This is a genomic window from Nonomuraea indica (assembly GCF_002850745.1).
Taxonomy (GTDB): domain Bacteria; phylum Actinomycetota; class Actinomycetes; order Streptosporangiales; family Streptosporangiaceae; genus Nonomuraea; species Nonomuraea indica.
The window spans coordinates 172,833-198,836 of sequence record NZ_KZ559472.1 but is presented as its reverse complement, the minus strand read 5'-3'; the positions used below and the strand labels follow the sequence as shown (position 1 = coordinate 198,836).

Sequence of the window (26,004 nt, the reverse complement as noted above, 5' to 3'; positions counted from 1 at the left end):
GGGGTAGATCACCTTGCAGCTCTCAAGGGGGTAGATCAGCATGCAGATCGGCATGATCGGGCTCGGCAAGATGGGCGGCAACATGGCCGAGCGGCTGCGCCGCGGCGGCCACGAGGTGGTGGGCTACGACCGCGACCCGGCGCTCAGCGACGTGGGCAGCCTGAAAGAGCTGGTCGAACGGCTGGAGACGCCGCGCGCGGTGTGGGTGATGGTGCCGGCCGGCGAGCCCACCCAGCACACGATTGACGAGCTCGGGCGGTTGCTGGGCGAGGGTGACGTCGTCGTCGACGGCGGAAACTCGCACTACGTGGACGACCAGCGGCACGCCGCCGAGCTGGCCGACAAGGGGATCTCCTTCGTCGACTGCGGGGTGAGCGGCGGCGTCTGGGGCCTGGAGAACGGCTACGCGCTCATGTGCGGCGGCGACAAGGCCACCGTGGACCGTCTGATGCCGATCTTCGAGACGCTCAAGCCCGAGGGCGAGGACGGCTTCGTCCACGCCGGCGACGTCGGCGCCGGGCACTTCGCGAAGATGGTCCACAACGGCATCGAGTACGGCATGATGCAGGCCTTCGCCGAGGGCTGGGAGCTGCTGGAGGCCTCCGACGTCGTCAAGGACGTCAAGGGGTCGTTCAGCAGCTGGCGCACCGGCACGGTGATCCGGTCGTGGCTGCTCGACCTGCTGGTGCGCGCGCTGGACGACGACGAGCACCTGGAGCGGCTGCGCGGCTACGCCCAGGACTCCGGCGAGGGCCGGTGGACCGTCCAGGCGGCCGTGGACCACGCCGTCCCGCTGCCGGTGATCACCGCCGCGCTGTACGCCAGGTTCGCCTCACGCCAGGACGACTCGCCCGCGATGAAGGTGGTCGCGGCGCTGCGCAACCAGTTCGGCGGGCACGCGACGGCCGCGGCCGAGGGCTCCGTGGCCAAGGGCGCCGACTCCCCCGGCGCGGACGTCACCCCGCCGCGCGAGGCCGAGTAGCACCGGGACGGCGCCGCGCGTCCCCCTTCGCGTGTCCACAGCCCCTGCGGACGGGGTTGTGGAGGACGGGAACGCCACCGGCGCGGGCGCGGTTGTGCACAAGCCGGCGGCGGACCCGTCTCGTTTTCCACAGGCGGCCCGCCGGTTGTGCCAGTGACCTGCGTGGCCGACTAACCTTCGTGGGGTGCATGTCGCCCACCTGTCGCTGACCGACTTCCGGTCCTACGCCTCCGTGGAGCTCGGCCTGGAGCCGGGTGTCACGGCGTTCGTGGGGCCCAACGGCCAGGGCAAGACCAACCTGGTCGAGGCCCTCGGCTACGTCGCGACGCAGTCCAGCCACCGGGTGGCGACCGACGCGCCGCTCGTGCGGCAGGGCGCGAGCCGGGCGATCGTGCGCTGCGCCGTCCACAGGGACGACCGGCGGGCCCTGGTCGAGCTTGAGATCAACCCCGGCCGGGCCAACCGCGCGCGGCTCAACCGCTCCCCCGTCTCCCGGCCCCGCGACGTCATCGGCCTGCTGCGCACGGTCCTGTTCGCCCCCGAGGACCTGTCGCTGGCCAAGGGCGACCCGTCGGAGCGGCGGCGCTTCCTCGACGACCTGCTGGTGGCCAGGACGCCGCGGTTCGCCGGCGTGCGGGCCGACTACGACCGGGTGCTCAAACAACGCAGCGCCCTGCTGCGCACCGCCGCGCAGGCCCGTAGAGGCTCCAGGAGCGCCCGTAGGGCCGAGGGTGACTCCGGGTTCGCGGCGGCGGGCGCGGGCGACGTGACGAGCACTCTGGAGGTCTGGGACGCCCATCTGGCGCGGCACGGCGCCGAGCTGTTGCGGGCCCGCCTCGATCTCGTCGAGGCGCTGCGGCCGCTGGTCGCCGGAGCCTACGCCGCCCTGGCCCCCACGAGCGCCCCCGCGAGCCTCGCCTATCGGAGCACGTTGTCCACAGGCGGGGACACGGCTGAGGAAGAAACCCCCGGTGAGACGGGATCTTCCGATGCGCAGACGTTATCCACAGACTTGGGGAAAACCCTTGAAGAACGTCTGCGCGAGCGGCTATTGGAGATGCGCTCGGCCGAGCTCGAACGTGGCGTCACGCTCGTCGGCCCGCACCGCGACGACCTGATCCTCGGCCTCGGCGACCTGCCCGCCCGTGGCTACGCCAGTCACGGTGAGTCGTGGTCGTTCGCCCTGGCGTTGCGCCTCGCGGCCTACGACCTGCTGCGCGCCGACGGCGGCGACCCGGTGCTCATCCTCGACGACGTCTTCGCCGAGCTCGACAGCCAGCGCCGACGCCGCCTCGCCGAGATCGTGGCGCCGGCCGAGCAGGTGCTCATCACCGCCGCCGTGCCCGACGACGTGCCCCCCGAGCTGGCCGGGGCCAGGTTCGACGTCGCAGAGGGGAGAGTGACCCGTGTCCGCTGACGACAACCCCACGGCCCGCGGGGCGGCCATGGCCAGGGAGAAGCTCGCCCAGGCCAAGGCCGACGCCGCCCGGCGCGGGCAGCTCCCCCGCCGCGAGCCGAGACGCAGGGCGGCGGGTCCGCGTCGTGAGGGCGGCGATCCCCAGCTGTTCGGGCGCGCCATCATGGACCTGCTGGCCGACCGGGGCTGGCAGCGGTCGGCGGCCGTGGGCGGCGTGTTCGGCCGGTGGGCCGACATCGTCGGTCCCGACCTGGCCGCCCACACCAAGCCGGAGACGTTCGAGGACGGCGAGGTGATCGTCTCGGCCGACTCCACGGCGTGGGCCACGCAGGTGCGCCTGCTCGCCCGCACCCTCGTCCGCCGCCTCAACGAGGAGCTCGGCGACGGCACGGTGACCCGGGTCAAGGTGCGGGGTCCCCAGCACGGGCCCCGCTCGGGCGGCCTGCGGGTGCGGGGCAGCAAGGGCCCCGGCGACACCTACGGCTGATCCCCGTGCCGTTCCGGGCCCGGGTCGGCTGTCGGCAGCCCTCGTACGAACCCGTCGAGCGCCGCCCAAGCACGCGGAGTGCCACCCGCACGCCCCAGGAGCGACCTGTGCGCCCGCCCACCCGGCAGGCCACAGCCCCTGCCCGCGGACCTCGGTGGCCGCCGGACCTGACCAGCGCCCGCCCGCACGGCGAGACCCGTGCGCCCGCCCGCACGGCGAGGCGCGGTGGTGATCCGCACGGTGAGAAGCGGTGATGGCCCGCACGGCGAGGCGCGGTGATGATTCGCACGGCGAGGCGCGGTGACGGCCCGAGCCGTTCACGGCCTGTGCGGTGGGCGCCGGGCGCGGGCCGTGCCGGGGCGGCTCGCGCCCCACGTACGAGCCCATCCTCACGCGCCGCCGCCCCATGGGCGCCGGGCCGGGCCGGGGACGCCGCGGGCGTCGTGGCGAGGGCGCGATTCCGGACGCGGCGGGATCCCGTTTCGCCGCCTCCCGAGCGGGCCGTTCTGTCGGTCGGGCGGCGTACGCTTCCGACGGCCGCACTGCACGAGGACCGATCAGACAGCCGCAGACGCGATGACCCTCCACCCGCGTGGGGGAAGGCTCGCATGGGGGGAAAACAAGCGACAGGCCATTTCAGGCGCGTTCAATGCCACCACGGCGCCTGAGAGCCGGTAGAATGAAACCGGATTCCGGACACGTCCGCTTGCGTGTCACCCCCGGCGCGCAGCGCGACGCCGACTCCCCTGGGTGACGCACGCAACGGGGCACTCACGACGGTGACGGGCACGGCAGGGGCAGCCGGCACACGCGCTCCCTGCCGCGTGTCCGCGGCAGGAGGATTTGGCACTTGTCCTACGACGCTAGCTCAATCACCGTACTCGAAGGGCTTGAGGCGGTTCGCAAGCGCCCGGGTATGTATATCGGCTCGACCGGTGAGCGCGGTCTGCACCACCTCGTCTACGAGATCGTGGACAACGCGGTCGACGAGGCCCTCGCCGGCCATGCCGACCGCATCGACGTGACGCTGCTCGCCGACAACGGCGTGCGCGTCGTCGACAACGGGCGCGGCATCCCCACGGGCATCCACCCCGTGGAGAAGCGCTCCGCCGTCGAGGTCGTCCTCACCACGCTGCACGCCGGCGGCAAGTTCGACAGCAAGTCCTACGCGGTCTCCGGCGGCCTGCACGGCGTCGGCTCCGCCGTGGTCAACGCGCTGTCGACCGCCATGGACGTGGAGGTCAAGCAGAACGGCCACTACTGGCGTCAGCGCTACGAGCACTCCAAGCCCACCGCGCCGCTCGCCCAGGGCGAGGAGACCGACGAGACGGGCACCTCGATCACGTTCTGGGCCGACCCCGAGATCTTCGAGACCACCACCTGGAACTTCGAGACGCTCTCGCGCCGGTTCCAGGAGATGGCCTTCCTCAACAAGGGCCTGACGATCACGCTGGCCGACGAGCGGCCCGACCACGTCAACGGCGAGCCGGTCAAGGTCGAGTACCACTACGAGGGCGGCCTGTCCGACTTCGTCACCCATCTCAACTCGAAGAAGGAGCCGGCCCACGCGTCGGTCATCGACTTCGAGGAGCACGGTGACGGCATCTCGGTCGAGATCGCCATGCAGTGGAACAACTCCTACACCGAGTCGGTCTACACGTTCGCCAACACGATCAACACGGCCGAGGGCGGCACCCACGAGGAGGGCTTCCGGGCTGCGCTGACCTCGATCGTCAACCGCTACGCGCGCGAGCAGAAGTTCCTCAAGGAGGGCAAGGACGACAACCTCTCCGGTGAGGACGTCCGCGAGGGCCTGACCGCGATCGTGTCGATCAAGCTGGCCGACCCCCAGTTCGAGGGGCAGACCAAGACCAAGCTGGGCAACACCGAGGCCAAGTCGTTCGTGCAGAAGGCCTGCAACGACCATCTGCGCGCCTGGTTCGAGCGCAACCCCGGCGAGGCCAAGGACATCATCAACAAGTCGCTGCAGGCCGCCAGGGCGCGCCTCGCCGCCCGTCAGGCCCGTGACCTGACGCGGCGCAAGTCGCTGCTGGAGTCGGGCAGCGGCCTGCCCGGCAAGCTGGCCGACTGTCAGTGGAACGACCCCGACAAGTGCGAGCTGTTCATCGTCGAGGGCAACTCGGCCGGCGGCTCGGCCAAGGGCGGGCGCGACTCCCGGTTCCAGGCGATCCTGCCCATCCGGGGCAAGATCCTCAACGTCGAGAAGGCCCGCGTCGACAAGGTCCTGCAGAACGTCGAGGTCCAGTCGCTGATCACGGCGCTCGGCACCGGCGTGCACGACGAGTTCGACATCGGCAAGCTGCGCTACAACAAGCTGATCCTCATGGCCGACGCCGACGTCGACGGCCAGCACATCACCACGCTGCTGCTGACGCTGCTGTTCAGGTTCATGCGTCCGCTGATCGAGGGCGGCCACGTCTACCTTTCGCAGCCGCCCCTCTACAAGATCAAGTGGGACCGGAAGGGCGAGGACGCCTCCTACGCCTACTCCGACCGCGAGCGTGACGCGATCATCCAGGAGGGCATCGCCCGCGGCAAGCGTGACCCGCGCGCCCACGACGGTGTCCAGCGGTTCAAGGGTCTCGGCGAGATGAACGCCAACCAGCTGTGGGAGACCACCATGAACCCCGACACCCGCATCCTGCTGCAGGCCACGCTCGACGACGCCGCCCAGGCCGACGAGATGTTCAGCGTGCTGATGGGTGAGGACGTCGAGGCACGCAGGGCCTTCATCATCCGCAATGCGCGAGATGTCCGTTTCCTGGACGTGTAGCGACAGCCGTACATCAGAAAAGGATCTACACACGTGACGGAAGTGAACACTCCGCCTCCACCGTCGCCGGATCGCATCGAACCGGTCGACATCCAGACCGAGATGCAGCGCAGCTACATGGACTACGCGATGTCGGTCATCGTCTCGCGTGCGCTGCCTGATGTGCGTGACGGCCTCAAGCCGGTGCACCGCCGCGTCCTCTACGCGATGTACGACGGCGGCTACCGTCCCGACCGCGGTTACTTCAAGTGCTCGCGCGTCGTCGGTGACGTCATGGGGTCCTACCACCCCCATGGCGACACGTCGATCTACGACACGCTGGTGCGCCTGGCGCAGACCTGGTCGCTGCGCCATCCGCTGGTGGACGGTCAGGGCAACTTCGGCTCCCCCGGCAACGACGCGCCCGCGGCGATGCGCTACACCGAGTGCAAGCTCGCGCCCATCGCCATGGAGATGCTGCGCGACATCGACAAGGACACCGTCGACTTCCAGCCCAACTACGACGGGCGCTCCCAGGAGCCGGTCGTCCTGCCGGCGCGCTTCCCCAACCTGCTGGTCAACGGCTCGGGCGGCATCGCCGTCGGCATGGCCACCAACATCCCGCCGCACAACCTGCGTGAGGTGGCCGAGGCCGTCAAGTGGGCGCTGGAGCACCCGGAGGCGACCGAGGAGGAGCTCCTCGAGGCCGCCATGGCCCGGGTCAAGGGCCCCGACTTCCCCACCCACGCGCTGATCGTGGGCCGCCGGGGCATCGAGGACGCCTACCGCACGGGCCGTGGCTCGATCACGATGCGGGCGGTCGTCGAGGTCGAGGAGGACAACAAGGGCCGCCACGCCCTCGTGGTCACCGAGCTGCCCTACCAGGTCAACCCGGACAACCTCGCGCTCAAGATCGCCGAGCTGGTCAAGCAGGGCAAGATCTCCGGCATCGCCGACGTGCGCGAGGAGTCGTCCTCCCGGGTCGGCCAGCGCCTGGTGATCGTGCTCAAGCGCGACGCCGTCGCCAAGGTCGTGCTGAACAACCTCTACAAGCACACCCAGCTCCAGGACACGTTCGGCGCCAACATGCTGGCCCTGGTCGACGGGGTGCCGCGGACGCTGCGGCTCGACCAGTTCATCTCGCACTACGTGACCCACCAGATCGAGGTCATCGTCCGCCGTACGCGCTACCTGCTGCGCAAGGCGGAGGAGCGCGCCCACATCCTGCGCGCGCTGCTCAAGGCGCTCGACCGGCTCGACGACGTCATCGCCCTCATCCGCGCCTCCGAGTCGGCCGCCGCGGCCCAGCAGGGCCTCATGGGGTTGCTCGACATCGACGAGGTGCAGGCGCAGGCCATCCTCGACATGCAGCTGCGCAAGCTGGCCGCCCTGGAGCGCCAGGCGATCCAGGACGAGTACGACCAGCTCATGGCGCAGATCGCCGACTACCAGGACATCCTGTCCTCGGAGTCCCGGCAGCGGCAGATCGTCGGCGACGAGCTGACCGAGGTGGTCAACCGCTACGGCGAGGACCGCCGTACCGAGATCACCGCCTACGACGGCGACATGTCGATCGAGGACCTCATCGCTGAAGAGGACGTCGTCGTCACCATCACGCGCGGCGGCTACGCCAAGCGCACCCGCACCGACCACTACCGGGCGCAGAAGCGCGGCGGCAAGGGCGTGCGCGGGGCGCAGCTGCGCCAGGACGACATCGTCGACCACTTCTTCGTCACCACGACCCACCACTGGCTGCTGTTCTTCACGAACAAGGGCCGCGTCTACCGGGTCAAGGCGTACGAACTGCCCGACTCGGGGCGTGACGCGCGCGGCATGCACCTGGCCAACCTGCTGGCGATGCAGCCCGACGAGACGGTCATGGAGGTCCTCGACCTGCGCGACTACGACGTCGCCCCCTACCTGGTGCTCGCCACCCGCAGCGGTCTGGTCAAGAAGACCCGCCTGTCGGAGTACGACTCCCCCAGGTCCGGCGGTCTCATCGCGATCAACCTGCGTGACGACGACGAGGTCATCGGGGCCCGGCTCGTCTCCGAGGAGGACGATCTGCTGCTCGTCTCCAAGGGGGCGCAGGCGATCCGGTTCACCGCCTCGGACGAGGCGCTGCGCCCGATGGGCCGCGCGACCAGCGGCGTCATCGGAATGCGGTTCTTGGACGGCGACGAACTTCTCGCCATGAATAGGATCGCAGACGGACAAGATGTGCTTATCGCCACGAAGGCTGGGTACGCCAAGCGGACCCCAGTTGAGCAGTATCCGGTTCAAGGTCGGGGCGGTAAGGGCGTGCTGACTGCGAAAATCGTGAGTTCCCGTGGCAAGCTGGTCGGAGCCGTCATGGTCAACCCAGAGGATGAGGTCTTCGCGATCACATCCGCCGGTGGGGTGATCCGGACGAGTGCCGGCGAGATCAAGCAGTCCGGCCGCCAGACCATGGGAGTGCGATTGATGAATCTCGCCGATGGCGACAGTGTGGTGGCCCTCGCCCGCAACGCCGAGTCTATGGAGACTGCGGTGGACACCGAGGAAGACGGGGGAGGAGAGTAAGTCATGAGCGCCCAGGGCGGCAGCGCCAGCGCCAGGACCAAGGCGGCTCGGGAAAACGGGAAGCAGCAGCCTAAGAAGTCCAGCGAAACGGAGATCTTCGACAAGCCCGACGAGGACAACGCCACGGCCGTGCACCCCGTGCCGGCCGCTCCGGCGCCTCCCTCGCAGGGCCCGTCGAGGGAGGAAGCCAAGGACGGCAAGGACGGCGGCCGCATCCGCCCCTCCCTGACCTCCGAGGCTCCCCCGAAGATCGAGCTGCCGAAGAAGAAGAGCTCCAACTCGTCGGGGGCCCGACTCCCCCGCAAGGCCCATCTGGTCCTGCGCCGCATCGAGCCGTGGTCGGCCATGAAGTTCAGCTTCGTGGTGTCACTGGTCTGCTTCGTGGTGCTGTTCGTGGCAGTGGCCGTCCTGTACGGCGTGCTGTCCGCTCTGGGCGTGTTCGACTCGCTCGTGGACCTGGTCAACCAGCTCGGCAAGGGCGAGCAGGGGCAGCAGGCGCTGCCCCTCGACATCGCCTCCTGGTTCGAGCCGGTCCGCATCCTGGGCTACACGGCGCTCATCGGCGCCGTGAACGTGGTGCTCATCACGGCCCTCGCCACGCTGGGGGCCGTCATCTACAACGTCGCCTCCGACCTCGTGGGCGGCGTCGAGGTGACCTTCAGCGAGGCCGAGTAGCGGCCGGATTCGCGAGCTTGCGCCGCATTCCCTCGGAGTGCGGCGCAAGCACGGTCCGGAAGGCTGTAAGCTTTTCCTCGTCCGAGCAACCGGTTCGCGCCCCTGAGCGGGATGCGATACGTTCGGTGTGCGCGGGGCTATAGCTCAGTCGGTTAGAGCGCTTCCCTGATAAGGAAGAGGTCCCAGGTTCAAGTCCTGGTAGCCCCACCCAGCTCAGAGGCCATTTCCCATCGCGGGAAGTGGCCTTTTTGATCTTCTGGGTGACCAAGTGAGTGACTATGCCTCTCAGTCCTCGCCGGGAAAGACGCGAGCATGCGGCCTGTGGCCGGTCTCGCGCGAGCCACGCGCAAGGAGACAAACCACCGTGGCCTTACAGTGACGGCATGTCCGACAGCACACAGACCGACGGGCGGTATGCCGAGCTGCGCCGACTAGGAGAAGAAGAGCGCTACATGGCCGGCGAACTCCAGCAGACTCGCGCTCAGATCGCCCGCCTCATTCAGCAGCTGTTACCGCCGCATGCTCGCACCGAGAAGATTGACGAAGTTGTGCAGGCCAGCGGTTACAGCCGGTTTCTGATTGACGCTCTCCGCTACAAGGATCATCCATGGCGTGCCGGCAAACTAAAGCAAGAGTGAGCCTCCGGTGGGGACTCAGCTCCGGGATGATCGCGGAATCGGAGTGACGGCGAGTGGTCGAGTGGCTGGCGTAAGCCCTGGCACGGGAGGAAGTAAGAGGCGATCACGGGGTTCTGGCCGGGGACGTTGACGGCAACGAAGACAGCAACTCTGCCGAACGAGCACGCATGAATTCAGTCCGCCACACCAGGGGTTTCGTGGCGGGAGTCGTACGACGCGGTGAACGATCGTGCTGATAAGGCAGAGGTCCCAGGTTCGAGTCTGGGAGCCCCACCAGCGGACGGCCCACGAGCTTATCGATCGCGTCCTCCTGGCTCGCGCCGTCAATGTGGGTGTAGATCTCCATCGTGACCCGATGTGACGCGGCGGCAGGACGTCCTACGTACGCAGCAGGGCTACGACGATCGTCGCGGTGATGCCGATCAGGATCGCGGCGAGCCGTACCTGCCGATAGAGGCGGGCCAATTTGCGCACGTCGCGCCATTGACGTTCATGGGCGCGTCGAGCGCGCAGGTGGGCGATCTGCCGCCGGGAGGTGACCTTGAGCCTGTTGTGGTCGATGCCGTGCCGGGTCATGGTTTCGAGTCTGCCCTGTCGGCGGGATGTGGCCATCCTCTCGAAGCCCTGAGACTGACTTCTGTCGATGTCGCGGTCGTGCCTGTCAGGGTGGTCAACGACGGGGTGGCGGGGAAGCGCGGGCAGGATGGCTGTCACGCTGATCTGTGCCGCAGCAGGTCCAGAGGTCATGTGCCTGGTGGACAACGGCCGTGTGACGGCTGCCTTCTAGACTGCGGAAATGATCGAACTGGGTGCGCGAGAGCGTAGGCAGCCGCCGCCCCCTCGCATCGTGTGGGAGAGCCTGACCGACCCCTGGCGACCTGGCGGACGGCAGTGGCTGGACCTGAACCCCGACGAAGTCAGCCCACGCATTCTGAGGGCGGTGGAGCCGGAGCTCGTGGTCTGGTCGTCACTGTGGCCGGAAAGGCCCGATGACGAGATCCGGTACGACCTCCGGCCGGCCGATGATGGCGGGTGCTCACTGCGCTGGACGCTGCTCACACCTGCGGAAGCTCCGGAACAGGCCGTGATCGGTCGTCTGCGTCACCGGCTCAACTTCCTGATCAACGCTCAGCTCCGGTTCTCCTTCGGGCAGTGAGGGGTTCCGGCGGACGCGTACTGCAGCGAGTACTGCAACGGTGATCTAGGCACGGCCATACAGCTCGCGGATGTAGCGGTTGGTGCGGGGCAATCTGCGTGCCGACTCCTCCTCGTCGTCCGAATCCCACTCCTCATCAGTGGGATCGGGCAAGGCGTGGAGCTCATGACCGCGGGCCTCAAGGGCAGCGTCAAGGGCGCCCCGGTCCCTGCCTGTCGCTTGCTCCCACGCCATGCCTGCCACGTAGCCGAACGCCTCGAACTCCGGCAGGTCCTCGTCCGTGCGCGGGGCGCGGTCTCGTTGTATGAGGTTGAAGCGGCGGATCTCTGGAACGTCCATGAGGGTGTCGGGGTCGCTCGTGACCCGTTCGAAGGTCTCCCGGCCCAGGCTGATGACCCACGAGTAGAAGTACCAGACGCTGTCCATACCGCCCACCAGGTGTAAGGCGGACGCAGCGCCCCCCATCAGATGTGTGTCCACCCTGCGTCGGGCGACCTCCATCCATGAGGCGTAATCGATGATGTCCTCCGCTGGACGGGTCACCAATCGCTCATGGAGCCATTGCGCGCGTGCCACCTTCCCGGTGGTTTCACGTGCGGACTCCTCGATCAGGTGCCAGAACTCGTCGATGTCCATGACGGCCGATCTTGGCATGGACCGACGACAATGCCGGCTCTTCGCCCGGTTGAGGGTGCCGTGACGGCCCGTTCGTGCGTGTGGATCTCCCGCTCGACAGTGGCGGTGCGGTTGTGACGTGTCGTCAGGTCAGGTGGCTTCGCAGAGCCTCCTGAGCTCCGCGGCGTCGGTGTTGATATCCGCGAGCACCTGTTCGGGGTCGGCGTTGACCATGCCGGACAAGCGGAAGCTCAGTTCCTGGAACTCGCGGGCCAGTCGGCTGATCTTCGCCCCCACCACTCCTTGCGCGTCGAGGACAGCGCCCATCAGGTCCTGGTACGTCTGCTGAGCCGCGGCTGCCTGGCTGCTGCGGACGGTCCCGGCGTTCCGGTGGTACGCGGTCAGCGCCGCCGCCGCCTCGTCGCAGCCGCCGGGACGGATCGCCGGCAGCGGCGCGGGGGAAACCGGAACCGGTCGCGTGGAACTTGGCGGCGGTGGCTCGGGCGTGCTGGACTCGGGCGATGGAGTGGGGTCGGCGGTGCGGACGGGGTGCTGCCCGGGTCCGGTGACGAGGACTGCGGGGCCGGGGTGGGGAGTGTCGTGTTGGAGTGGGGCGGGACAGGCGGCCTCAGGTAGGCGATCAGCGCGATCAGGGCGGCGATCGCCCCCGCAAGAGCGCTCACGGCCGGCCAGTTCGGGCGTGAGCCTGCTCCCCCGGCAGCCGCCGGCGGCCGCGTTGATCCGTTCTTCGTCATGCCCTCATCGTGGCTGAGCCGCCGAGCTCGGTCCAGAATGCCGCAAGAGGACGCCGACGGTCACAGCGATCAGGGACGACAGGCTCGCCGTCCGTCAGGAGGTCGCCGTTCGGAGCGACCCTAACCGGGAAGAGTGGCGGCTTCGGCGTCGGCCGCCGAAGCCTCGTCGACGCGGCCGAGCCGCCGCAGGCAGGCGCTCAAGGCGAGCAGGGCGTCACGCAGGTCCCGTTCGGCTCGACGGACCTCCTTCCGCGTGGCCTTCAGCTCCTTGCTTCGCCGCTCCAGCAGGTAGGCCTCGGAGAAGCGGTGATCGTCGTCCCAGTCGTCCTCCGCCTCCAGCCGCCGGTGCCCCTCCTGACGAGCACGCGCTCTGAGGCGGTAGAGCTGTACCGCTTCCTCGACGGCGGTCAGCGCCGCTTCCGGCGCACCCAGGTCGAGCAGGCGGACGCCGAGGCTGCGCCAGCCCTCTGCCTGGGAGGTCTCGCGCTTGCGGCGCCGCATCTTCTCGATCCCCTCGACGATGCACGCGTGCGCCTGTTCGGGCTGCCCGCTGCGGACGAGCCGTTCGCTGCGCAGGTCCAGCGCGTCGAGGAACTGGAACGTGCAGTCGTCCTGTTGCCACCAGGCCGCCGTGATCTCGGCGCTCACCTCGGCGGCCTCGGCGGCACGGCCGGTCCTGTCCAGGCCGTCCGCGTAGGCCGTCAACGCGTGGATGAGCTCGACGCCGGCCGATGCGGCCCGGGCGTGCTGGAGCCGTTCGCGGATCTCGGTCACCGCCTCGGCCGCGGACTCCACCGCCTCGCGGTCACGGCCGAGCCTGGTCAGGAACTTCGTCCGCCAGTAGCGGGCCCGCGGGGCTTCTTCCCGCGCGGATCGGTCGGTCTCCGACAGCCGCAGGAGCTCCTCGACGACCTCGAGTGCTTCCTCGTACCGCTTGCAGTCCAGGAGGTTGTCGCGTAACGCGACCAGGGCACGGACGACCCGGTCGGTGAACAGGCCCGGTCGGCCGGCGGACAGTGTGCGACAGACCGCCAGTTCTTCCCGGCGAGCCAGACAGGCGAGGTCGTCCCATCCCAGCTCTGTCAGCAGCTGGGCGAGCCGGTCCAGCGACTCGGGCAAGGCGGTCGGCGTGGGCCACGCGTCGGGGGACCGCCCACGCATCCGCCTGACCTGATCGAGCTCGTCCCTCGCCCACCGTACGGTCTTGTCCGGCCGGACCACGCCCCCGTAGCGGCTTGGCTCGACTCGACGTTCGAGCATCGCAGGTTGAAGCACATCGGCATTCGGCTCGTTCATCGCCCGTGTATACCACCATCATGACCTGGCGTTCGTCGAGGCCGGACGTGGCCGGCTCGACGGGGTGGCCAGGTCGGTGACGCCGCCGGTGAGGCTGGTGGCCGCCAGCGCGGTGGCGAACAGGATGAGCTGGTTGAGCATCTTGAGGAACAGCAGCATCGCCACCGCTCCCGTGACGACCTGGTAGGCGGGGTTGGCGGCGGTGAGGTTGAGCACGGCCTGACCCAGGGTCTTGAGGATCTCCAGGCCGGTCGTGATGACGAGCGCCGGGCCGATCACCCGGCGCAGCGGCAGGTGCAGCCGCGGTGGCGCGGTCAGCAGCGCCATGGCCAGCAGGGTGTTGACGGCGATGCCGAGCACGAACGCCGCGGCTGACAGCACCCACCGGGCGGGGGTGGCGTCCACGCCCACGGTGTGCACCGCGAGCCAGGTCAGGGCCGACTCGGCGGCGAAGACGACGGTGAGCGACAGGGAGAGCAGCAGCCCGAGCCCGGCCACCACGCCCAGGTCGATGAGCTGGCGCAGGAAGAAGTTGCCCGGGTACTCCTCGAGCCGCCAGATCGCCCTGGTCGCCGAGCGCAGGGTGTCCATCCAGAACAGGCCCGTCAGCGGCAGAGCCACGCAGGCCACCAGCCCGGCCGTCCCGCCGGCGTCGCGAAGCGCCTGGACGTCCAGGCGCGGGAAGGTGTCGCTCAGGTAGCGCTGCACCTCGGCCAGCGCCGGCGGGTAGTCGAGGATGCGGCTGAGGATCGCGAACCCCAGCAGGGCCAGGGCGAAGGTGGCGAAGAAGGAGTAGTAGGTGAGGGCCGCCGAGAGCCGGCCGGCGTCGGCCTTGTCGTAGCGGACCAGGGCCCGCACCGTGTGGTCCAACCAGCCGTGCCGGCTTCGCGCTCGCCTCCAGCCTGTGGACATCCGGCCGGCCCAGCGCCGGGCGACGCTCATGGCCGGGGCCGGTACGTCGGCGGAACGCGGCCGTGGTCGCACGCCGCGGTCGTTTCGCAGAAGATGGCTCACCGTGCCGTCGGGAGAAAGTTGGCGGGGCGCAACGACACTACCCGAGACGCGGATCCGATCCCTCCACCGGTTTCCCGGCACGAAGCACGAAAGGGCGGGGCCGAGGTCATGGGCGCCGCCGGTCACGGTCGGCGCCAAGGGGCCGATCCCCTTCCCGGCAGCGCCACCGGCGAGCCCGTACCTGCTGGGGAAGGAACCCGCCCGGCGGGACCGACGGCGCGGAGCCAGGTTTCGGCACTCCCCCGTCGAGCATCATGAGGCCGGAACGGGACAGTGACCGGTCCGAACGGCTGGGAGGGGGACGAGATGGCCGACCAGGTCTGGCTGGAGGAGATGCGGCAGGTCCTCGACGAGGTCTACCGTGATCGTGACAGGGCCGCGGTACGCGAGGTCTACTCCTGCGCGTCCGCCCACGTCCACCTGACCGCCGACATGCTGGCGCAGCTCAACGAAGTGCCGGAGGGCGCCTACACCCGGCGCGAGATGGCCGAGGCGATCAACGGCGTCGTCCGCGGCCGGGGCCGGCAGGACACGCTGGGCCTGCTGGAGAGGCCTCCGCCGATCGAGGCGGTGGAGAGCACCGCCGAGGCGGCGCGGGCCGCGTGGGACGACACTCCCCTGGAGGCGCTGAACCCGACGCCGGCCGCGTCCGAGCCGGAGGTGCCCGAGTTCCGCGAACCGGGCCGTCCGCCGCCTGAGGACGAGGAGAGGTGAGCGTTCCCGGGTGAGCGCTGCCGGGTGAGCGCGTACGTGCCCGCCGGCCGGCCGGGTGAGTACGTGCGTATCGGGCGGCCGGCCGGGTGAGTGCGTACGTGCTAGCGCGGCCGTACCACCGCGACCGGGCACGTCACGTGGTGCAGCACGCCGTGACTGACCGACCCCAGCACGGTGGAGGCGAACCCGCCGAGCCCGCGTGCGCCGACCACCACCAGGTCCGCCGTGGCCGCCGCCTTCATCAGCGCGGCGACGGGATGGTCGCACACCTGGTCGTCGGCGATCGACACGTCCGGGGCCCGCTCCCGCCAGGCGAGCACGCGCTGCGCCGCCGCCTGGGACGCCTGCCGGTAGTCCTCGTCGTCCAGCACGCTGTAGGCGGCGGCGTACGGCGCCAGCAGCGGCGCCTGCCAGGCGTACACCACGCGCAGTCGCGCGTCGCGGGCGCGGGCCTGCTCGACGGCGTACTCCACGGCCGCCTTCGCGGGCTCCGACCCGTCGTCGCCGACCACGATCTCCCCGTGGCGGGCCATCTCCCCCTCGCGTACGATCACCACCGGCCCGGCGGCGTGCCCGGCCAGGGCCAGGCTGGTCGAGCCGAGGATCAGCTGGGCGAACCCGCCGAGACCCCGGCTCCCCACGACCAGGCTGTCGGCCGCGGCCGACGCCGCCACCAGGGTGTTGATCACCCGGCCCGTCAGCATCTCGGTGCCCACGTCCACCCCCGGGGCGAGCGTGCGCGCCCTGCCGGCGGCGGCCTCCAACGCCCCGGCGCAGTGCTCCGGCTCCCCCCGTTCGGGCGTCCACTGCTCGCACACGTGCACCAGCCTCAGGCCGAGCCGGCGTCTCCCGGCGTCGGCCGCCGCCCACTCCACGGCAGCGGTCGCCGGCGCGGACCCGTCCACACCCACCACGATCTGACCAGCCATCATGCATTCGCCTCCCACCACGACCACTACCCGAAGGGCACCGGCTCAGTAGCGCATGTCGCCGGGCAGCCGCGTCGGAGCCTTCCCGTGCGCTCACGCGGGACCTTCGGGCCGTTTCGCCGGGACCAGTGGCCCTCACGCCGGGCGGCCGCTGCTCCAAGACTCGTAGAGCGGCCCCGAAGAGCGGCCGCCGGAAGGAGTGGGAGATGAGTGTTGTCCGGAGGACGGCGGTGGCGCTGCTGGGTGCCGCCGGTGCGTCGATGCTGGCCGCGGGCCCGGTCATGGTGGTCCGAGGCCGGAAGGGGCGGGCCGAGATCCAGGCCGAGCTGCGCGCGCAGTCGATCACCTTTCCGGACAAGGGACACGACGCCGACGCGGGCAGGGAGGTGCTGACGGGGCCCGAGGCCCGCCGGTACGCGCAGATGATCGAGGGCAACGTGCGGACGGCGACGGGCGGCCGGACCTACGCCCAGGTCAGCGCCGACCTGATGGCCGCCGGGGGCACGGACGAGAAGCTCGCGGCGCTGCGGCAGACCGCGTTCACCGGTCAGATGCTGCGCGCCTCGCTGCTGAACGCCTACCAGGCGTGGGAGGTCACGACGCTGGTCATCGGCCTTGGAACGCTGCTGACCGGATCGGGCGCGGCGCTGACGGCCACGGCGGCCTGGCTGCTCGCCGACGGGGACGGCCGCCGGGCGTGAGCGAGCGTGGTGGGGGGTGCGGCGGCGGGGGTCAGGTGAGTGCGGGTGAGGCGGGGCGCAGGCGGAAACCTGTGACGATCTCGGGGCTGATGCGGACCACCTGGTCCATCTCCCCCGCCACCCACGGGCGCAGCCTCGCCTTGTAGCGCGCCGCCTCCTCCGGGTCGTCCACCAGCCGGGCCACGCCGGTGACGATCACGCTCCAGCCCAGGCGGCGTTCGGCGTCCAGTTCGTCGGCCTCGAACGCCACCACCGAGCCCGACGGCGCCACCTCCGTGCTCAGCACGGTGCCCGGATTGGACCGGATGACGATCTGACCGTCGGCGACGAGGTAGTTCACCGGCCGGATCGCGGGGAGCGCGTGCCGGGTGAACACGATGCGGCCGATCGGCACCCCGGCCAGCAGGCGCAGCGCCTCCGCCGTTGACAGTTCTTCGAGATCGCGGGACGTCATCTCGACGATCCGCCCATGTAGGTCGAGTTCACTCCAACATGATGGTGGCGGGTGCGGTGCCCGGAACAGGGACCAAAGTCCTTTCCACCGGAGCCGGGGCGGCTCGTCAGCTCCGGCGCAGGCCGGTCGAGCCGAGCCCCGTGCGGGCGAAGAAGTCCTCGATCGCGATGAGATGGTTGGCGATCGTGCCCCGGGCGTAACCGCCTCCCTCCAGGTGGAGACGGTAGGCGCGGGCCGTCCGCGCGGCCGCGGCCATCTCGGCGAGCGGGCGCGGGTCGCCGGCCGCAGTTCCGGCCGTCCAGGCGAGGAAGCGCCGGGTGCGGGACAGGTACGTGACCCGGCTGGACCCGGCCAGCCGGGAGCCGGCCAGCGCGGCGGCGTACGCCGACAGCATCCTGTCGTAGGGCGCCGGGAGCGGAGGCGGCGTGGTCCGTGAGGGCACGAGGCACTCCCTTCGGGTGGCGGAGGCAGGGGCCGGGGTTCCCCGGGATGACGTTAGGGGAGACAGGGGGCGGGGCGGCACCCGCTCAGGTCCCCGGCAGCCGGGACCTTCGACCCTTGCCGCGGGCTCCGCAGCCGCCCACGCGGCTGGGCCGGCGCGCGGCTACGAGATCGTGGACGGCCCGGGTGGCGCCGTCCACCTCTCCGGGTTCGGCGGGCCGCCGGTCCGTCACACCGGGGTGGTCAAGGGCCCGTCCCTCGGCGGATGCTGGTGTCAGGGGAGCAGCGAGGGGGAGTCATGCAGGCCAAGCAGTGGACCGTGCAGATCTACATCAGCGAGGACGACGGCGACGAGCGCACGCAGGCGCGCGCCGTCCTGTACGCCCTGGGCAGCAAGTGGCACGAGAGCGTGGGGGTCGCCCGGCGCAACCCGCACGACCGCCCGGTGCCGGAGATCGGCGACGAGCTGGCGGCCGGTCGGGCGCTGATGGACCTGGCCGACAAGCTGATCGGCGACGCCGTGGACGACGTCGCCCGGCTGGGCGGGCCCGTCGACGAACGGTGACGCGACCTCCTTCCGGCTGGTGACGCGTCAGGAGTCGCGCGGGCTCACCAGCCCGGACTCGTAGGCGATGACCACGAGCTGGGCGCGGTCGCGGGCGTGGAGCTTCGCCATGGCCCGGTTGACGTGGGTTTTCGCGGTCAGCGGGCTGATCACCATGTGAGCGGCGATCTCGTCGTTGGACAGGCCCCGCGCGACCAGGGCGACGGCCTCGCGTTCGCGGTTGGTCAGCTCCTCCAGCACCGCCCGGGTGCCGATGTCGGGCGACTGGGTGACGTACCGGTTGATCAGCTGCCGGGTGATCGACGGGGCGAGCAGGGCGTCGCCGCGCGCGGCGACGCGTACGGCGTGCAGGAAGTCCTCCGGCACGATGTCCTTGACGAGGAACCCGGCGGCGCCGGCGCGCAGCGCGTTGAGCACGTACTCGTCCAGGCCGTAGTTGGTCAGGATGACGACGTGCACCCCTGCCAGGGCTGGGTCGGCGGCGATGCGCCGGGTCGCCTCGATGCCGTCCACGACGGGCATCTGGATGTCGATGAGCGCGATGTCGGGCAGGTGTTCGCGGGCCAGGGCGAGGGCCTCGGCGCCGTTGGAGGCCTGGGCCACCACCTGGATGTCGCTTTCGAGGTCGAGGAGCGCGCGGAATCCGCTGCGGATGAGCGGCTGGTCGTCGGCCAGCAGGACGCGGATCATGACGGGCGCTCCACGGGAAGTTCGGCCTGGACGGTGAAGCCGCCCTCGCCGCGTGGTTCCGCCCGCAGGCGACCGCCGAGCGCGGTGACCCGTTCGCGCATCCCGAGCAGCCCGACGCCGGGCACCAGGGCGGTGTCCGGTCTGGCCTTGCCGTCGTCGTCGACCCGGATGACGACGGCGTCGGGACGGTAGTCGATCCGGACCGACGCGGTGGTGGCGGCGGCGTGCCGGGCGATGTTGGTCAGCGACTCCTGAACGATCCGGTAAGCGGTCCGGTCCACCGCGACCGGCACGTCGTCGCGGTGGCCCCCGATCGTCAGCGTCGCGTCCAGGCCGGTCGTCCGGGCGCGTTCCACCAGCGCCGGGACCTGCTCGACCCCATGCGGCGGGCTCCCGGTGTCGTCGCGCAGCGCCTCCAGCGTCGCGCGCAGCTCCCGGGCCGCCTCACGACCGGCCTCCCGGATCGCCAGCAGAGCCTCCGGCACCTGTTCGCCCCGCCTGCGGGCGACGTGGACGGCGACCTCGGCCTGCACCTTGATGACGGAGATCTGGTGGGTGAGCGAATCGTGCAACTCCCGCGCGATGTGCAGCCGCTCCTCGTCGGCGCGGCGCCGCGCGGTCTCCTCCCGGGTACGTTCGGCCTCGTCGGCCCGGCGCTCGGCCTGCCGCAGCGCTTCCCCGGCCGCCCCGGCGGCGACCAGCCAGGCCACCTGGAGGATGTCCCGGCTGTGCGTGAACGCCTCCCCCAAGAGCCTGTCCTGGGCGGAGGCCAGCAGCACGACCGGAAGAGCGAGGATCATGCCCAGCGAGCCCGCCACCGCGACGATGCGGTGCCCGGCCCGGACCGTGGCGTACACCGCGACCAGGTACGCGACGGCCGGCACGTCCAGGCCGACGGCCTGGTGGCCCAGCACGGACACTCCGGTCACGGCCAGCACCGCGACCGGAGCCAGGCGGTGCGCCGCCAGCGACAGGGCGCCGGCCAGCAGCAGCGCGTAGCCCAGCGGGCCGAGATCCGTGACGGGATGATGCCCGGACAGCCCGGTCACCAGCAGGACCGTCGCCACGCCGACGGCGATCGCCCAGTCCCCGACACCGATCCGTCCCCTTGCCATGCGTGCACCCTAGCCGGACGCTCACGCGGGCGAATCCCGCACACGGACCATCCGCCGCCTACCGCGCCCGCGGTACCGACGGAATTCCTGCGACGCCCGTGGCAGCCGGTTACGGCATCGGCGGCAGCACGAACTGCCTGCGCCCGCACGACGACCGGCGACGGGCCCGGCGGACATGATCGGGCGACGTCCCGCCGCAGCGGAACTCGTCACGCGTCGTAGCAGAAGCTGTCACATGTCGTAGCAGAAGCCGTACCAGAAGCCGTACCAGAAGCCGTAACAGAAGTCGCAGCAGAAGGAGCGTCTCATGTCCGTCCGCCACCTGATCGCCGCCGCCTCGGTCCAGCCGGCCGACGTCGGCGCCTACGCCATGACCTCCGGGCGTCTCTGGTCCGCGGTGGCCGCGCTGGTCGGGATCGCCGGCGTGGTCGTCGGCGGGTGGGCGCTGGCCCGATCCCGTCGTACGGGCACCGGCTCGGGGCGGCGAGGGGCGCTCGTGGCGCTCGCGGTGGGGCTGGCCGCCGCGGTCGGCGGCGGGCTGGTCGTGGCCGCGGCCGAAGGCGGTCCCGGCACCGGTTACGGCATAGTCGGCGGCTACGTGGCCCTGGCGGTGGGGCTGCTCGCCGTGGTCCTCGGCGGCCTGGCCCTGGCCCGCTCGCGCCGCGCCGGCCGACCGCGACGCTAGGGCTTGACCGCCACGCCGCCCATGAGGAGCATCTGCCACTCTTCGAGCTCCTCGCCGAGGGGCTCGTCGGGACGCCAGCGCGGCACGAAGACGACGCCGGGCTCGACCAGGTCCAGGCCGCCGAACAGGGCCTCGATCTCGGCGGCGGTGCGGAAACGGCCGGAGCCGATGCCCGCGATGAGGATGCGCTCGGCCTCGGCGCTGTTCGGGCCCGACCGGGCGAAGTGGGTGACGAACACGCGGCTTCCTGACGGCACGCGTGCCATGTAGGAGGCGACCAGGCCCGCCGGGTCCTCCTCGTCGTCCAGGTGGTGCAACACCCCGCACATGATGACGCCGACGGGACGCGACAGGTCGAGGAGCGCGGTGACCTCGTCGCGGGCGAGGACCTCGTCCGGGTCGCGCATGTCGGCCTGGACGACCGCGGTCCGGTCGTTCTCGGCCAGCAGGGCGCGGCCGTGCGCCAGCACGATCGGGTCGTTGTCGACGTACACCACCCTGGCGTCGCGGTTGACCTCCTGCGCGACCTGGTGGACGTTGCGCTGGGTGGGCAGGCCGGAGCCGAGGTCGAGGAACTGGTCGATGCCCGCCTCGGCGGCGAGGTGACGCACCGCCCGGGCCAGGACGTACCTGTTCTCCAGCGTCGCCCACCGGGACTGCGCGCTGAGCGCGAGGATCTGGTCGCCCACCGCCCGGTCGGCGGCGAAGTTGTCCTTGCCGCCGAGCAGGTAGTCGTAGACCCGGGCGACGCTGGGCACGTTCGGGTTCACCGCGGGGCTCAGGGGGTCGCGCATGACAGCCTCCTCGACACGTCGGTGATCACTCTAGGCGACGTCGGTGGTCACGCGTTGCCCAGGACGCGCGTGACCCGGATCTCCAGGACCACCCGCGAGGGGTTCGGCCGGGGCTCGCGGTAGCGTCCGGCGTAGCGGCGCTCGGCGTCGGCGACCTGGTCGGCCCCCGCGCGCAGCACGGCCCGGCCCTCCAGCGTCGACCATCTGCGCCCGTCCACCTGGCAGAGCGCCACCTCCGCCCCTTCGGGCCCCGCCGCCGCGACGAGCCGGGCCTTCTTCGACGTGCCGGAGGTGATCACGCGGGCGATGCCGGCGGCCAGGTCCAGCGTGGCGCCGACCGGCACCACGTGCGGGGGGCCGTCGGGCCGGGCGGTGGCCAGCGTGCACAGGTGCCGCTCCCGCCAGAACTCGGCAAAACCGTCACCGCGATCGACGAGATTCACATGCCTCCTCGGGGACTCGCGCGGCAATATCGTATGCTCCGGCACACACTCGCGCGGGAAGCGGCTCCTACCTGGTCACCCCGGCCGGAGGGCCTGGAGTCCGGCCCGCTCCCGAGGCGGCCGAACCGCGTGCCTGGGGCCGGGTCACGGACACCTCCCTGCTGCGGCACGTCATGCCACCTGCTTGACGATCTCGCCGATCAGCTCGCGCTGGTTGGTGATGATCTTTCCGGCGAGCTCGGCGGTGGGGCCGTGCATGCCCTTGCCCTGGACCGCCTCGGCCATCTGCACGCCGCTGTCGAGGTGCTTGGCCAGCAGGGTCAGCCACATGCGGTCGAACGGCGCTCCCGAACGCCGCCTCAGCTCCGCGATCTGCGTCTTGCCGAGCATCCCCGGCATGTCGTGCCCCGCCGCGTGCTCCGGCGGCGGGCTCACGTTCCAGGACGTCAGCCACGACGTCATCAGCGTGATGTCGGCCCGCTCGTCCTCGATGAGCTCCTCGCTGAGCCGCCGGACGTAGGCGTTGGACGTGCGGCCGTCGGACAGCTCGGCCAGCTCGATGGTCTGCCGGTGGTGCGGGATCATCTGCAGGGAGAACTGGACGTCCTCCTCCAGGTAGCCGACCGTCCCTCCCGCACCCACGGCCGTGGTCGTCCGCGCGGCGGGCGAGGACTCGCCGGACGCCGTGGCGCAGCCCGCGGCCAGCGGCAGGCACAGCGCGGCGCCGGCCACCGCCACGCTCACCCTTCTCGATCGCCAGGAGACTCCCAGCATGTCGGCCCCTTCCACCCGAGGGCCGGCCTCTCGCAGGACCGGCCGCTTCCTGGGAGATACGCGGCGTCCCGCCGTGCGGTTCGGCCGCCAGGGGAACGCCCGCGTGACGGCGCCGGCGGAAAGCCCGCGTGACGGCGCCCGTCCAGCCTCGGTCGCCGGTGGGCGACAGCGCAACCCGCCCGGCTACCGGCTGAGCGGTGACGACGTCGGCAGCGGGATGACGGGGAACGGGTTGTCGGGCAGCAGGATGACGCGACGGGGCCGGTCGGCCTGGCCGGCGGCGTCGAGGTGGAGCAGCGCGGCACCGATGCCGGCGGCGCCGACCATGTAGCCGGTGTCGGCGCTGACCTCCTCGGGCCGCAGCCGCCGGTAGGCCTGGTACCAGCGGTAGCCCCGCCCGTCGTGGCCGCTGGCCCGGCCGGTCAGGTGCCCGGCCAGCACCCGGGCGAAGTCGAGGTGGCTCTCACGGCCGGTGGCCGCCCACAGGCCGACGAACAGCTCGATCAGGCCGGCGGTGCCGCAGCACTGGCAGGCGGTGTTCCAGAAGCCCTCGCTGTTGCGGTGCGGCACGCCCGCCCGGACGATGCCGCGGGCCAGCCGTTCGACCCAGTCGCGGTCGCCCGGATCGCCGGCCACCTGGTGCAGTTCGTAGAACATCCGGGCGACCCCGGCCGAACCGGAGCAGAAGCCCAGGTAGTGCAGGGTGCGCGCCTGCGGCACGTGGTGCGGGACGACGGCGCACCCGCCGGCGACGGTGCTGACCTCGCGTACGAAGTCGGCGCCGCTGCGCGCGGCCCGCAGGAAGAGCGGCTCGCCGGTGAGACCGTACAGGCGGGCGAGCAGGAACGCCGTGCCGGCCGTACCGGCCAGGAAGCCCGGCGTGACCGCGTCGACGGGCAGGTCGGCGCAGTCGCCGAAACGATGGCCGGGCACGGGCAGCCGCGCGATGCGCAGGCCCGCCTCCACGGCGGTCTCCTCGTAGGCGGGCACGCCCAGGTGGGCGGCGGCGCGCAGCAGGCCGAGCACGATGCCGCCGTCGCCGCGCTGCGCCGGGTCGGGCGACCAGCCGATGCCGCCGTCGGCCGCCCGCCCGCGTGCGACGATCGCGTCCGCGATCGCCCGTGCCTCGACCTCGAACGACTCGTCGCCGAGCGCCCAGCCGGCCTCCATCAGTGCGATCATGACGCCGGTCAGGCCGTGGTAGAGGGAGAGGTCGTGCTGCTCCCGCCAGGTCGCGGCCAGCCGGCGCGCGCCCGCCCGCGCGTCGTCGAGGTACGCCTCGTGGCCGGTCGCGGTGGCCAGCTCCAGGAAGAACAGCACGATCCCGGCGGCCCCCGAGTACAGCGACCAGGGCTCCGCGGTGACGGCGGACCTGCCGCGCGTATCCGGGTTGGCCTGCCACCACCGGCCCCGCTCGTCGTCGACCGCGGCGGACCTGATCCACCGGCCGGCCAGGATCGCCGCCGACAGCGGTGACTCGGCGCCCGCGCCTCGCGGGCGGTTCTCGTCCCGACTCATGACCTGATTGTCCCACATATTTGGTAGGGAAATAAGGTTATGGCGCGTGTCGAACGCGGCCTCACTCGAGCGTATCCGGCAGGGGACAGGCGGCGGGGCGCCTTTCCGCAGGCCCGCCACCACGGCGAGGCGCAAGGCCGCGCGCCGGCCCCCGGAGGCGACCCCGGCGGCACCGGACGGCTGGTCGGGTGAAACGGCGGGTCGGGTGAACGGGTCCTGCGGGACGGCGGGTCGGGTGGGACGGTGGGTCAGGTGAAGCGGCGGAATGTGATCGGCGCGTTGCCGGACACCTGGCCCTGTGTCACGGTGGCACCCGGACGCGGCGCGTGGATCATCTGCCCATCGCCCACGTAGATGCCGACGTGGGTGGCCGGCTGGCCGAAGAAGACGATGTCGCCCGGCTGCGGGTCCGTGACGGGCTGGCCGCTCTTCTGGTAGCCCGCCGCCGTCGTGTCGCCGATCTCGATGCCCGCCTGGTTCAGGGCGTAGTAGACCAGGCCGCTGCAGTCGAAGGCCGACGGCCCGTTGGCGCCCCAGATGTACGGCTTGCCGATGTGCTTGCGGGCGGCCGCGATGATGTCGGCGCCCGTGCCGTTGCCCTGTACGTACGGGATGGCCTGCGCGCCGCCGTCGCCACCGGGACCGCCGGCGGGTGCGGAGCCCGAGTAGCCGCTGAAACCGGCCGGCGCGGCGGTGACGCCGGTGCGGCCGCCGCCGCCGTTCGTGCTCGCCAGCGTGGTCTTCGACCAGTCGGGGATGGGCGTCGGCTGCCAGTCGCGGCCGGCCTGCGGTGGCGTCAGGGTCACGAAGGTCTTGCGCCTGCCGTCGAGCTGGGACCTGATCGTCGTCCTGGCGTTGCCGACCATCGTGTTCGCGGACTTGAGATAGGTCTTGGCGGCGGAGACAGCCTGGCGCACCAGCGGCGCCATGGCGTCGTCGAACTGTTTCTGCGTCGCCTTGGGGTTGTTCAGGCGGAAGGCGTTGGCCTGGCTGATGACGTCGTTGCACAGGCCGCGCACCTCGGACTCGGCCGTCTCCAGCGCCGTGGCCGCCGCCTCGAGAGCGGTGGCGGAGTTGGTCAGCGCGTCATGCAGCCCGTCACCGGCCGTGTGGTAGCCCTCCATGTGCCCCACGAAGTCGTCGGCGGAGCCGCCCTCCCAGGCGGCGTCGATGGCCTTGACGGCTTTGCGCAGGGTGCCGGTGTACTCGCCGACGCTCTTCGCCGTGCCCCGCCACCGTTTCGCGATGCCGCGGATGGCGCCCGGATCGCCGTTGACGCTTTTCAGGATGCCGGCCAGCTCGCCGCCGCCGGGTAACGTCGCGAGGTCCTCACTCACACCCATCAGACGTCCGCTGTGTCCGCTCTGCGGACGTACGTCCACACCTTGTCCAGGGCGGACCCGACGCTGGAGAGCTTGCTCTGCGCCGCCCCCATCTCGTCGCCCGCCTCGGTCTCCAGCTCGTTGACGAGTCCCGCCAGCGCGGAGGAGTCGTCGAGATCGCCGAAGATCGAGGAAGCCGTGGTGCCGGCCGGGTAGCCGGTCCCGAGTTCCCTGAAGTGCTTCGACAGCCTGTTGGCGGCGGCCTCGCCGTCTTCTAGCGCTCGGTACTGGAGAGAAAGCCCTGCCATCACACCCGTCCACCGAAGTCGTCGTGGCGCCCGCGTGAAGATCCGCGCGGGCACGCAAGCGTCACCATACTCGAAAGCCGCGCGCCCGTGCCGGTGTGATCGAAAGGCTGTGGATCTCCTGGCGGTCGCCTCCCGGGCGACGCCGTCAGGAGCGGCGCCCCCTCGCGTGGGCCGGTCGCGG

28 protein-coding genes and 1 tRNA gene are annotated in these 26,004 nt (G+C 71.1%); 13 read left to right on the top strand and 16 right to left on the bottom strand.

Going from position 1 to position 26,004, the window contains the following annotated elements; all coding sequences use genetic code 11:
* The first annotated feature begins 40 nt into the window (after nt 1–40).
* The 8 genes from gnd (at nt 41) to CXR44_RS19600 (ending at nt 9,534) form a co-directional block, all read left to right on the top strand.
* On the top strand, nt 41–982 hold the full coding sequence (gnd, locus tag CXR44_RS19635; RefSeq protein ID WP_101787532.1) for a phosphogluconate dehydrogenase (NAD(+)-dependent, decarboxylating): 942 nt from the start codon (nt 41–43) through the stop codon (nt 980–982).
* Between the two features lie 184 nt (nt 983–1,166).
* Nucleotides 1,167–2,399 (top strand): DNA replication/repair protein RecF, encoded by a 1,233-nt coding sequence (gene recF / locus CXR44_RS19630; protein ID WP_101787531.1) that lies wholly within the window; start codon nt 1,167–1,169, stop codon nt 2,397–2,399.
* Nucleotides 2,389–2,886 carry a DciA family protein gene (locus tag CXR44_RS19625; RefSeq protein WP_342748568.1) on the top strand — a complete coding sequence of 166 codons (498 nt, stop codon included), beginning with the start codon at nt 2,389–2,391 and terminating at the stop codon, nt 2,884–2,886. The genes recF and CXR44_RS19625 overlap by 11 nt, the downstream gene beginning before the upstream one ends.
* A gap of 850 nt (nt 2,887–3,736) precedes the next feature.
* The gene (gene gyrB, locus CXR44_RS19620) at nt 3,737–5,680 is read left to right on the top strand and encodes a DNA topoisomerase (ATP-hydrolyzing) subunit B (protein ID WP_101787530.1); all 1,944 of its coding nucleotides are present in this window, start codon (nt 3,737–3,739) and stop codon (nt 5,678–5,680) included.
* 33 nt (nt 5,681–5,713) lie between these two features.
* Nucleotides 5,714–8,221: a DNA gyrase subunit A gene (gyrA, locus tag CXR44_RS19615; protein WP_101787529.1), complete on the top strand. Its 2,508-nt coding sequence runs from the start codon at nt 5,714–5,716 to the stop codon at nt 8,219–8,221.
* 3 nt (nt 8,222–8,224) lie between these two features.
* Nucleotides 8,225–8,896, top strand: a complete 672-nt coding sequence (locus CXR44_RS19610; RefSeq protein ID WP_101787528.1) for a DUF3566 domain-containing protein — start codon at nt 8,225–8,227, stop codon at nt 8,894–8,896.
* Nucleotides 8,897–9,029: 133 nt separating this feature from the next.
* A tRNA-Ile gene (locus CXR44_RS19605) sits at nt 9,030–9,103 on the top strand.
* A 176-nt stretch (nt 9,104–9,279) separates the two neighbouring features.
* A complete protein-coding gene (locus CXR44_RS19600; protein WP_101787527.1) occupies nt 9,280–9,534 on the top strand; it encodes a hypothetical protein in 255 nt (84 codons plus the stop codon).
* A gap of 378 nt (nt 9,535–9,912) precedes the next feature.
* Here CXR44_RS19600 and CXR44_RS19595 read toward each other — a convergent pair whose 3' ends face one another.
* The gene (locus CXR44_RS19595; RefSeq protein WP_101787526.1) at nt 9,913–10,110 is read right to left on the bottom strand and encodes a hypothetical protein; all 198 of its coding nucleotides are present in this window, start codon (nt 10,108–10,110) and stop codon (nt 9,913–9,915) included.
* A gap of 220 nt (nt 10,111–10,330) precedes the next feature.
* Between CXR44_RS19595 and CXR44_RS19590 the strand changes: the two genes are divergently transcribed.
* On the top strand, nt 10,331–10,690 hold the full coding sequence (locus CXR44_RS19590; RefSeq protein ID WP_101787525.1) for a hypothetical protein: 360 nt from the start codon (nt 10,331–10,333) through the stop codon (nt 10,688–10,690).
* A gap of 45 nt (nt 10,691–10,735) precedes the next feature.
* Here the strand turns inward: CXR44_RS19590 and CXR44_RS19585 are convergent, their stop codons facing one another.
* The 4 genes from CXR44_RS19585 to CXR44_RS19575 all read right to left on the bottom strand — a co-directional run bounded on the left by CXR44_RS19585 (nt 10,736) and on the right by CXR44_RS19575 (nt 14,214).
* Entirely contained in the window at nt 10,736–11,326 is a 591-nt protein-coding gene (locus CXR44_RS19585; protein ID WP_180903573.1) for a DUF4240 domain-containing protein, read from the bottom strand.
* A 129-nt stretch (nt 11,327–11,455) separates the two neighbouring features.
* Entirely contained in the window at nt 11,456–11,632 is a 177-nt protein-coding gene (locus tag CXR44_RS39525) for a hypothetical protein (protein WP_180903571.1), read from the bottom strand.
* A gap of 548 nt (nt 11,633–12,180) precedes the next feature.
* On the bottom strand, nt 12,181–13,320 hold the full coding sequence (locus tag CXR44_RS19580) for a hypothetical protein (RefSeq protein WP_144070019.1): 1,140 nt from the start codon (nt 13,318–13,320) through the stop codon (nt 12,181–12,183).
* A gap of 54 nt (nt 13,321–13,374) precedes the next feature.
* Nucleotides 13,375–14,214, bottom strand: coding sequence for a YihY/virulence factor BrkB family protein (locus CXR44_RS19575; protein WP_245899273.1), 840 nt, complete (start codon nt 14,212–14,214; stop codon nt 13,375–13,377).
* Nucleotides 14,215–14,643: 429 nt separating this feature from the next.
* Between CXR44_RS19575 and CXR44_RS19570 the strand changes: the two genes are divergently transcribed.
* Entirely contained in the window at nt 14,644–15,084 is a 441-nt protein-coding gene (locus tag CXR44_RS19570) for a hypothetical protein (protein WP_101787521.1), read from the top strand.
* Between the two features lie 101 nt (nt 15,085–15,185).
* On the opposite strand, the gene CXR44_RS19565 is transcribed toward CXR44_RS19570, so the two are convergent.
* Nucleotides 15,186–16,016 carry a universal stress protein gene (locus tag CXR44_RS19565; RefSeq protein WP_342748567.1) on the bottom strand — a complete coding sequence of 277 codons (831 nt, stop codon included), beginning with the start codon at nt 16,014–16,016 and terminating at the stop codon, nt 15,186–15,188.
* Between the two features lie 203 nt (nt 16,017–16,219).
* Here CXR44_RS19565 and CXR44_RS19560 point away from each other — a divergent pair, with 203 nt between their 5' ends.
* Nucleotides 16,220–16,714 (top strand): hypothetical protein, encoded by a 495-nt coding sequence (locus CXR44_RS19560; protein ID WP_144070018.1) that lies wholly within the window; start codon nt 16,220–16,222, stop codon nt 16,712–16,714.
* A gap of 31 nt (nt 16,715–16,745) precedes the next feature.
* On the opposite strand, the gene CXR44_RS19555 is transcribed toward CXR44_RS19560, so the two are convergent.
* Both CXR44_RS19555 and CXR44_RS19550 read right to left on the bottom strand, forming a co-directional pair.
* Complete coding sequence (locus CXR44_RS19555) at nt 16,746–17,168, bottom strand: pyridoxamine 5'-phosphate oxidase family protein (RefSeq protein ID WP_101787519.1); 423 nt, start codon at nt 17,166–17,168, stop codon at nt 16,746–16,748.
* Nucleotides 17,169–17,274: 106 nt separating this feature from the next.
* A complete protein-coding gene (locus CXR44_RS19550; RefSeq protein ID WP_101787518.1) occupies nt 17,275–17,610 on the bottom strand; it encodes a hypothetical protein in 336 nt (111 codons plus the stop codon).
* Between the two features lie 297 nt (nt 17,611–17,907).
* Here CXR44_RS19550 and CXR44_RS19545 point away from each other — a divergent pair, with 297 nt between their 5' ends.
* The gene (locus CXR44_RS19545) at nt 17,908–18,174 is read left to right on the top strand and encodes a DUF1876 domain-containing protein (RefSeq protein ID WP_101787517.1); all 267 of its coding nucleotides are present in this window, start codon (nt 17,908–17,910) and stop codon (nt 18,172–18,174) included.
* Nucleotides 18,175–18,201: 27 nt separating this feature from the next.
* Here CXR44_RS19545 and CXR44_RS19540 read toward each other — a convergent pair whose 3' ends face one another.
* Together CXR44_RS19540 and CXR44_RS19535 are read right to left on the bottom strand one after the other, a co-directional pair.
* Entirely contained in the window at nt 18,202–18,864 is a 663-nt protein-coding gene (locus tag CXR44_RS19540; protein ID WP_101787516.1) for a response regulator, read from the bottom strand.
* Entirely contained in the window at nt 18,861–19,979 is a 1,119-nt protein-coding gene (locus tag CXR44_RS19535; RefSeq protein WP_101787515.1) for a sensor histidine kinase, read from the bottom strand. The genes CXR44_RS19540 and CXR44_RS19535 overlap by 4 nt, the downstream gene beginning before the upstream one ends.
* A 307-nt stretch (nt 19,980–20,286) precedes the next feature.
* Between CXR44_RS19535 and CXR44_RS19530 the strand changes: the two genes are divergently transcribed.
* Entirely contained in the window at nt 20,287–20,664 is a 378-nt protein-coding gene (locus CXR44_RS19530; protein ID WP_101787514.1) for a DUF6223 family protein, read from the top strand.
* Here the strand turns inward: CXR44_RS19530 and CXR44_RS19525 are convergent.
* The 6 genes from CXR44_RS19525 to CXR44_RS19500 all read right to left on the bottom strand — a co-directional run bounded on the left by CXR44_RS19525 (nt 20,661) and on the right by CXR44_RS19500 (nt 25,823).
* Nucleotides 20,661–21,458 carry an SAM-dependent methyltransferase gene (locus CXR44_RS19525; protein WP_101787513.1) on the bottom strand — a complete coding sequence of 266 codons (798 nt, stop codon included), beginning with the start codon at nt 21,456–21,458 and terminating at the stop codon, nt 20,661–20,663. The two genes, CXR44_RS19530 and CXR44_RS19525, sit on opposite strands and share 4 nt — an antisense overlap.
* Before the next feature lie 47 nt (nt 21,459–21,505).
* Entirely contained in the window at nt 21,506–21,901 is a 396-nt protein-coding gene (locus tag CXR44_RS19520) for a pyridoxamine 5'-phosphate oxidase family protein (RefSeq protein WP_101787512.1), read from the bottom strand.
* Between the two features lie 171 nt (nt 21,902–22,072).
* A complete protein-coding gene (locus CXR44_RS19515) occupies nt 22,073–22,675 on the bottom strand; it encodes a DUF305 domain-containing protein (RefSeq protein ID WP_144070017.1) in 603 nt (200 codons plus the stop codon).
* 183 nt (nt 22,676–22,858) lie between these two features.
* Complete coding sequence (locus tag CXR44_RS19510; RefSeq protein ID WP_101787510.1) at nt 22,859–24,193, bottom strand: lanthionine synthetase LanC family protein; 1,335 nt, start codon at nt 24,191–24,193, stop codon at nt 22,859–22,861.
* A gap of 248 nt (nt 24,194–24,441) precedes the next feature.
* The gene (locus tag CXR44_RS19505) at nt 24,442–25,536 is read right to left on the bottom strand and encodes a bifunctional WXG100 family type VII secretion target/C40 family peptidase (RefSeq protein ID WP_101787509.1); all 1,095 of its coding nucleotides are present in this window, start codon (nt 25,534–25,536) and stop codon (nt 24,442–24,444) included.
* The gene (locus CXR44_RS19500; protein ID WP_101787508.1) at nt 25,536–25,823 is read right to left on the bottom strand and encodes a hypothetical protein; all 288 of its coding nucleotides are present in this window, start codon (nt 25,821–25,823) and stop codon (nt 25,536–25,538) included. Before CXR44_RS19500 ends, CXR44_RS19505 begins: the two co-directional genes overlap by 1 nt.
* Nucleotides 25,824–26,004 lie beyond the last annotated feature (181 nt).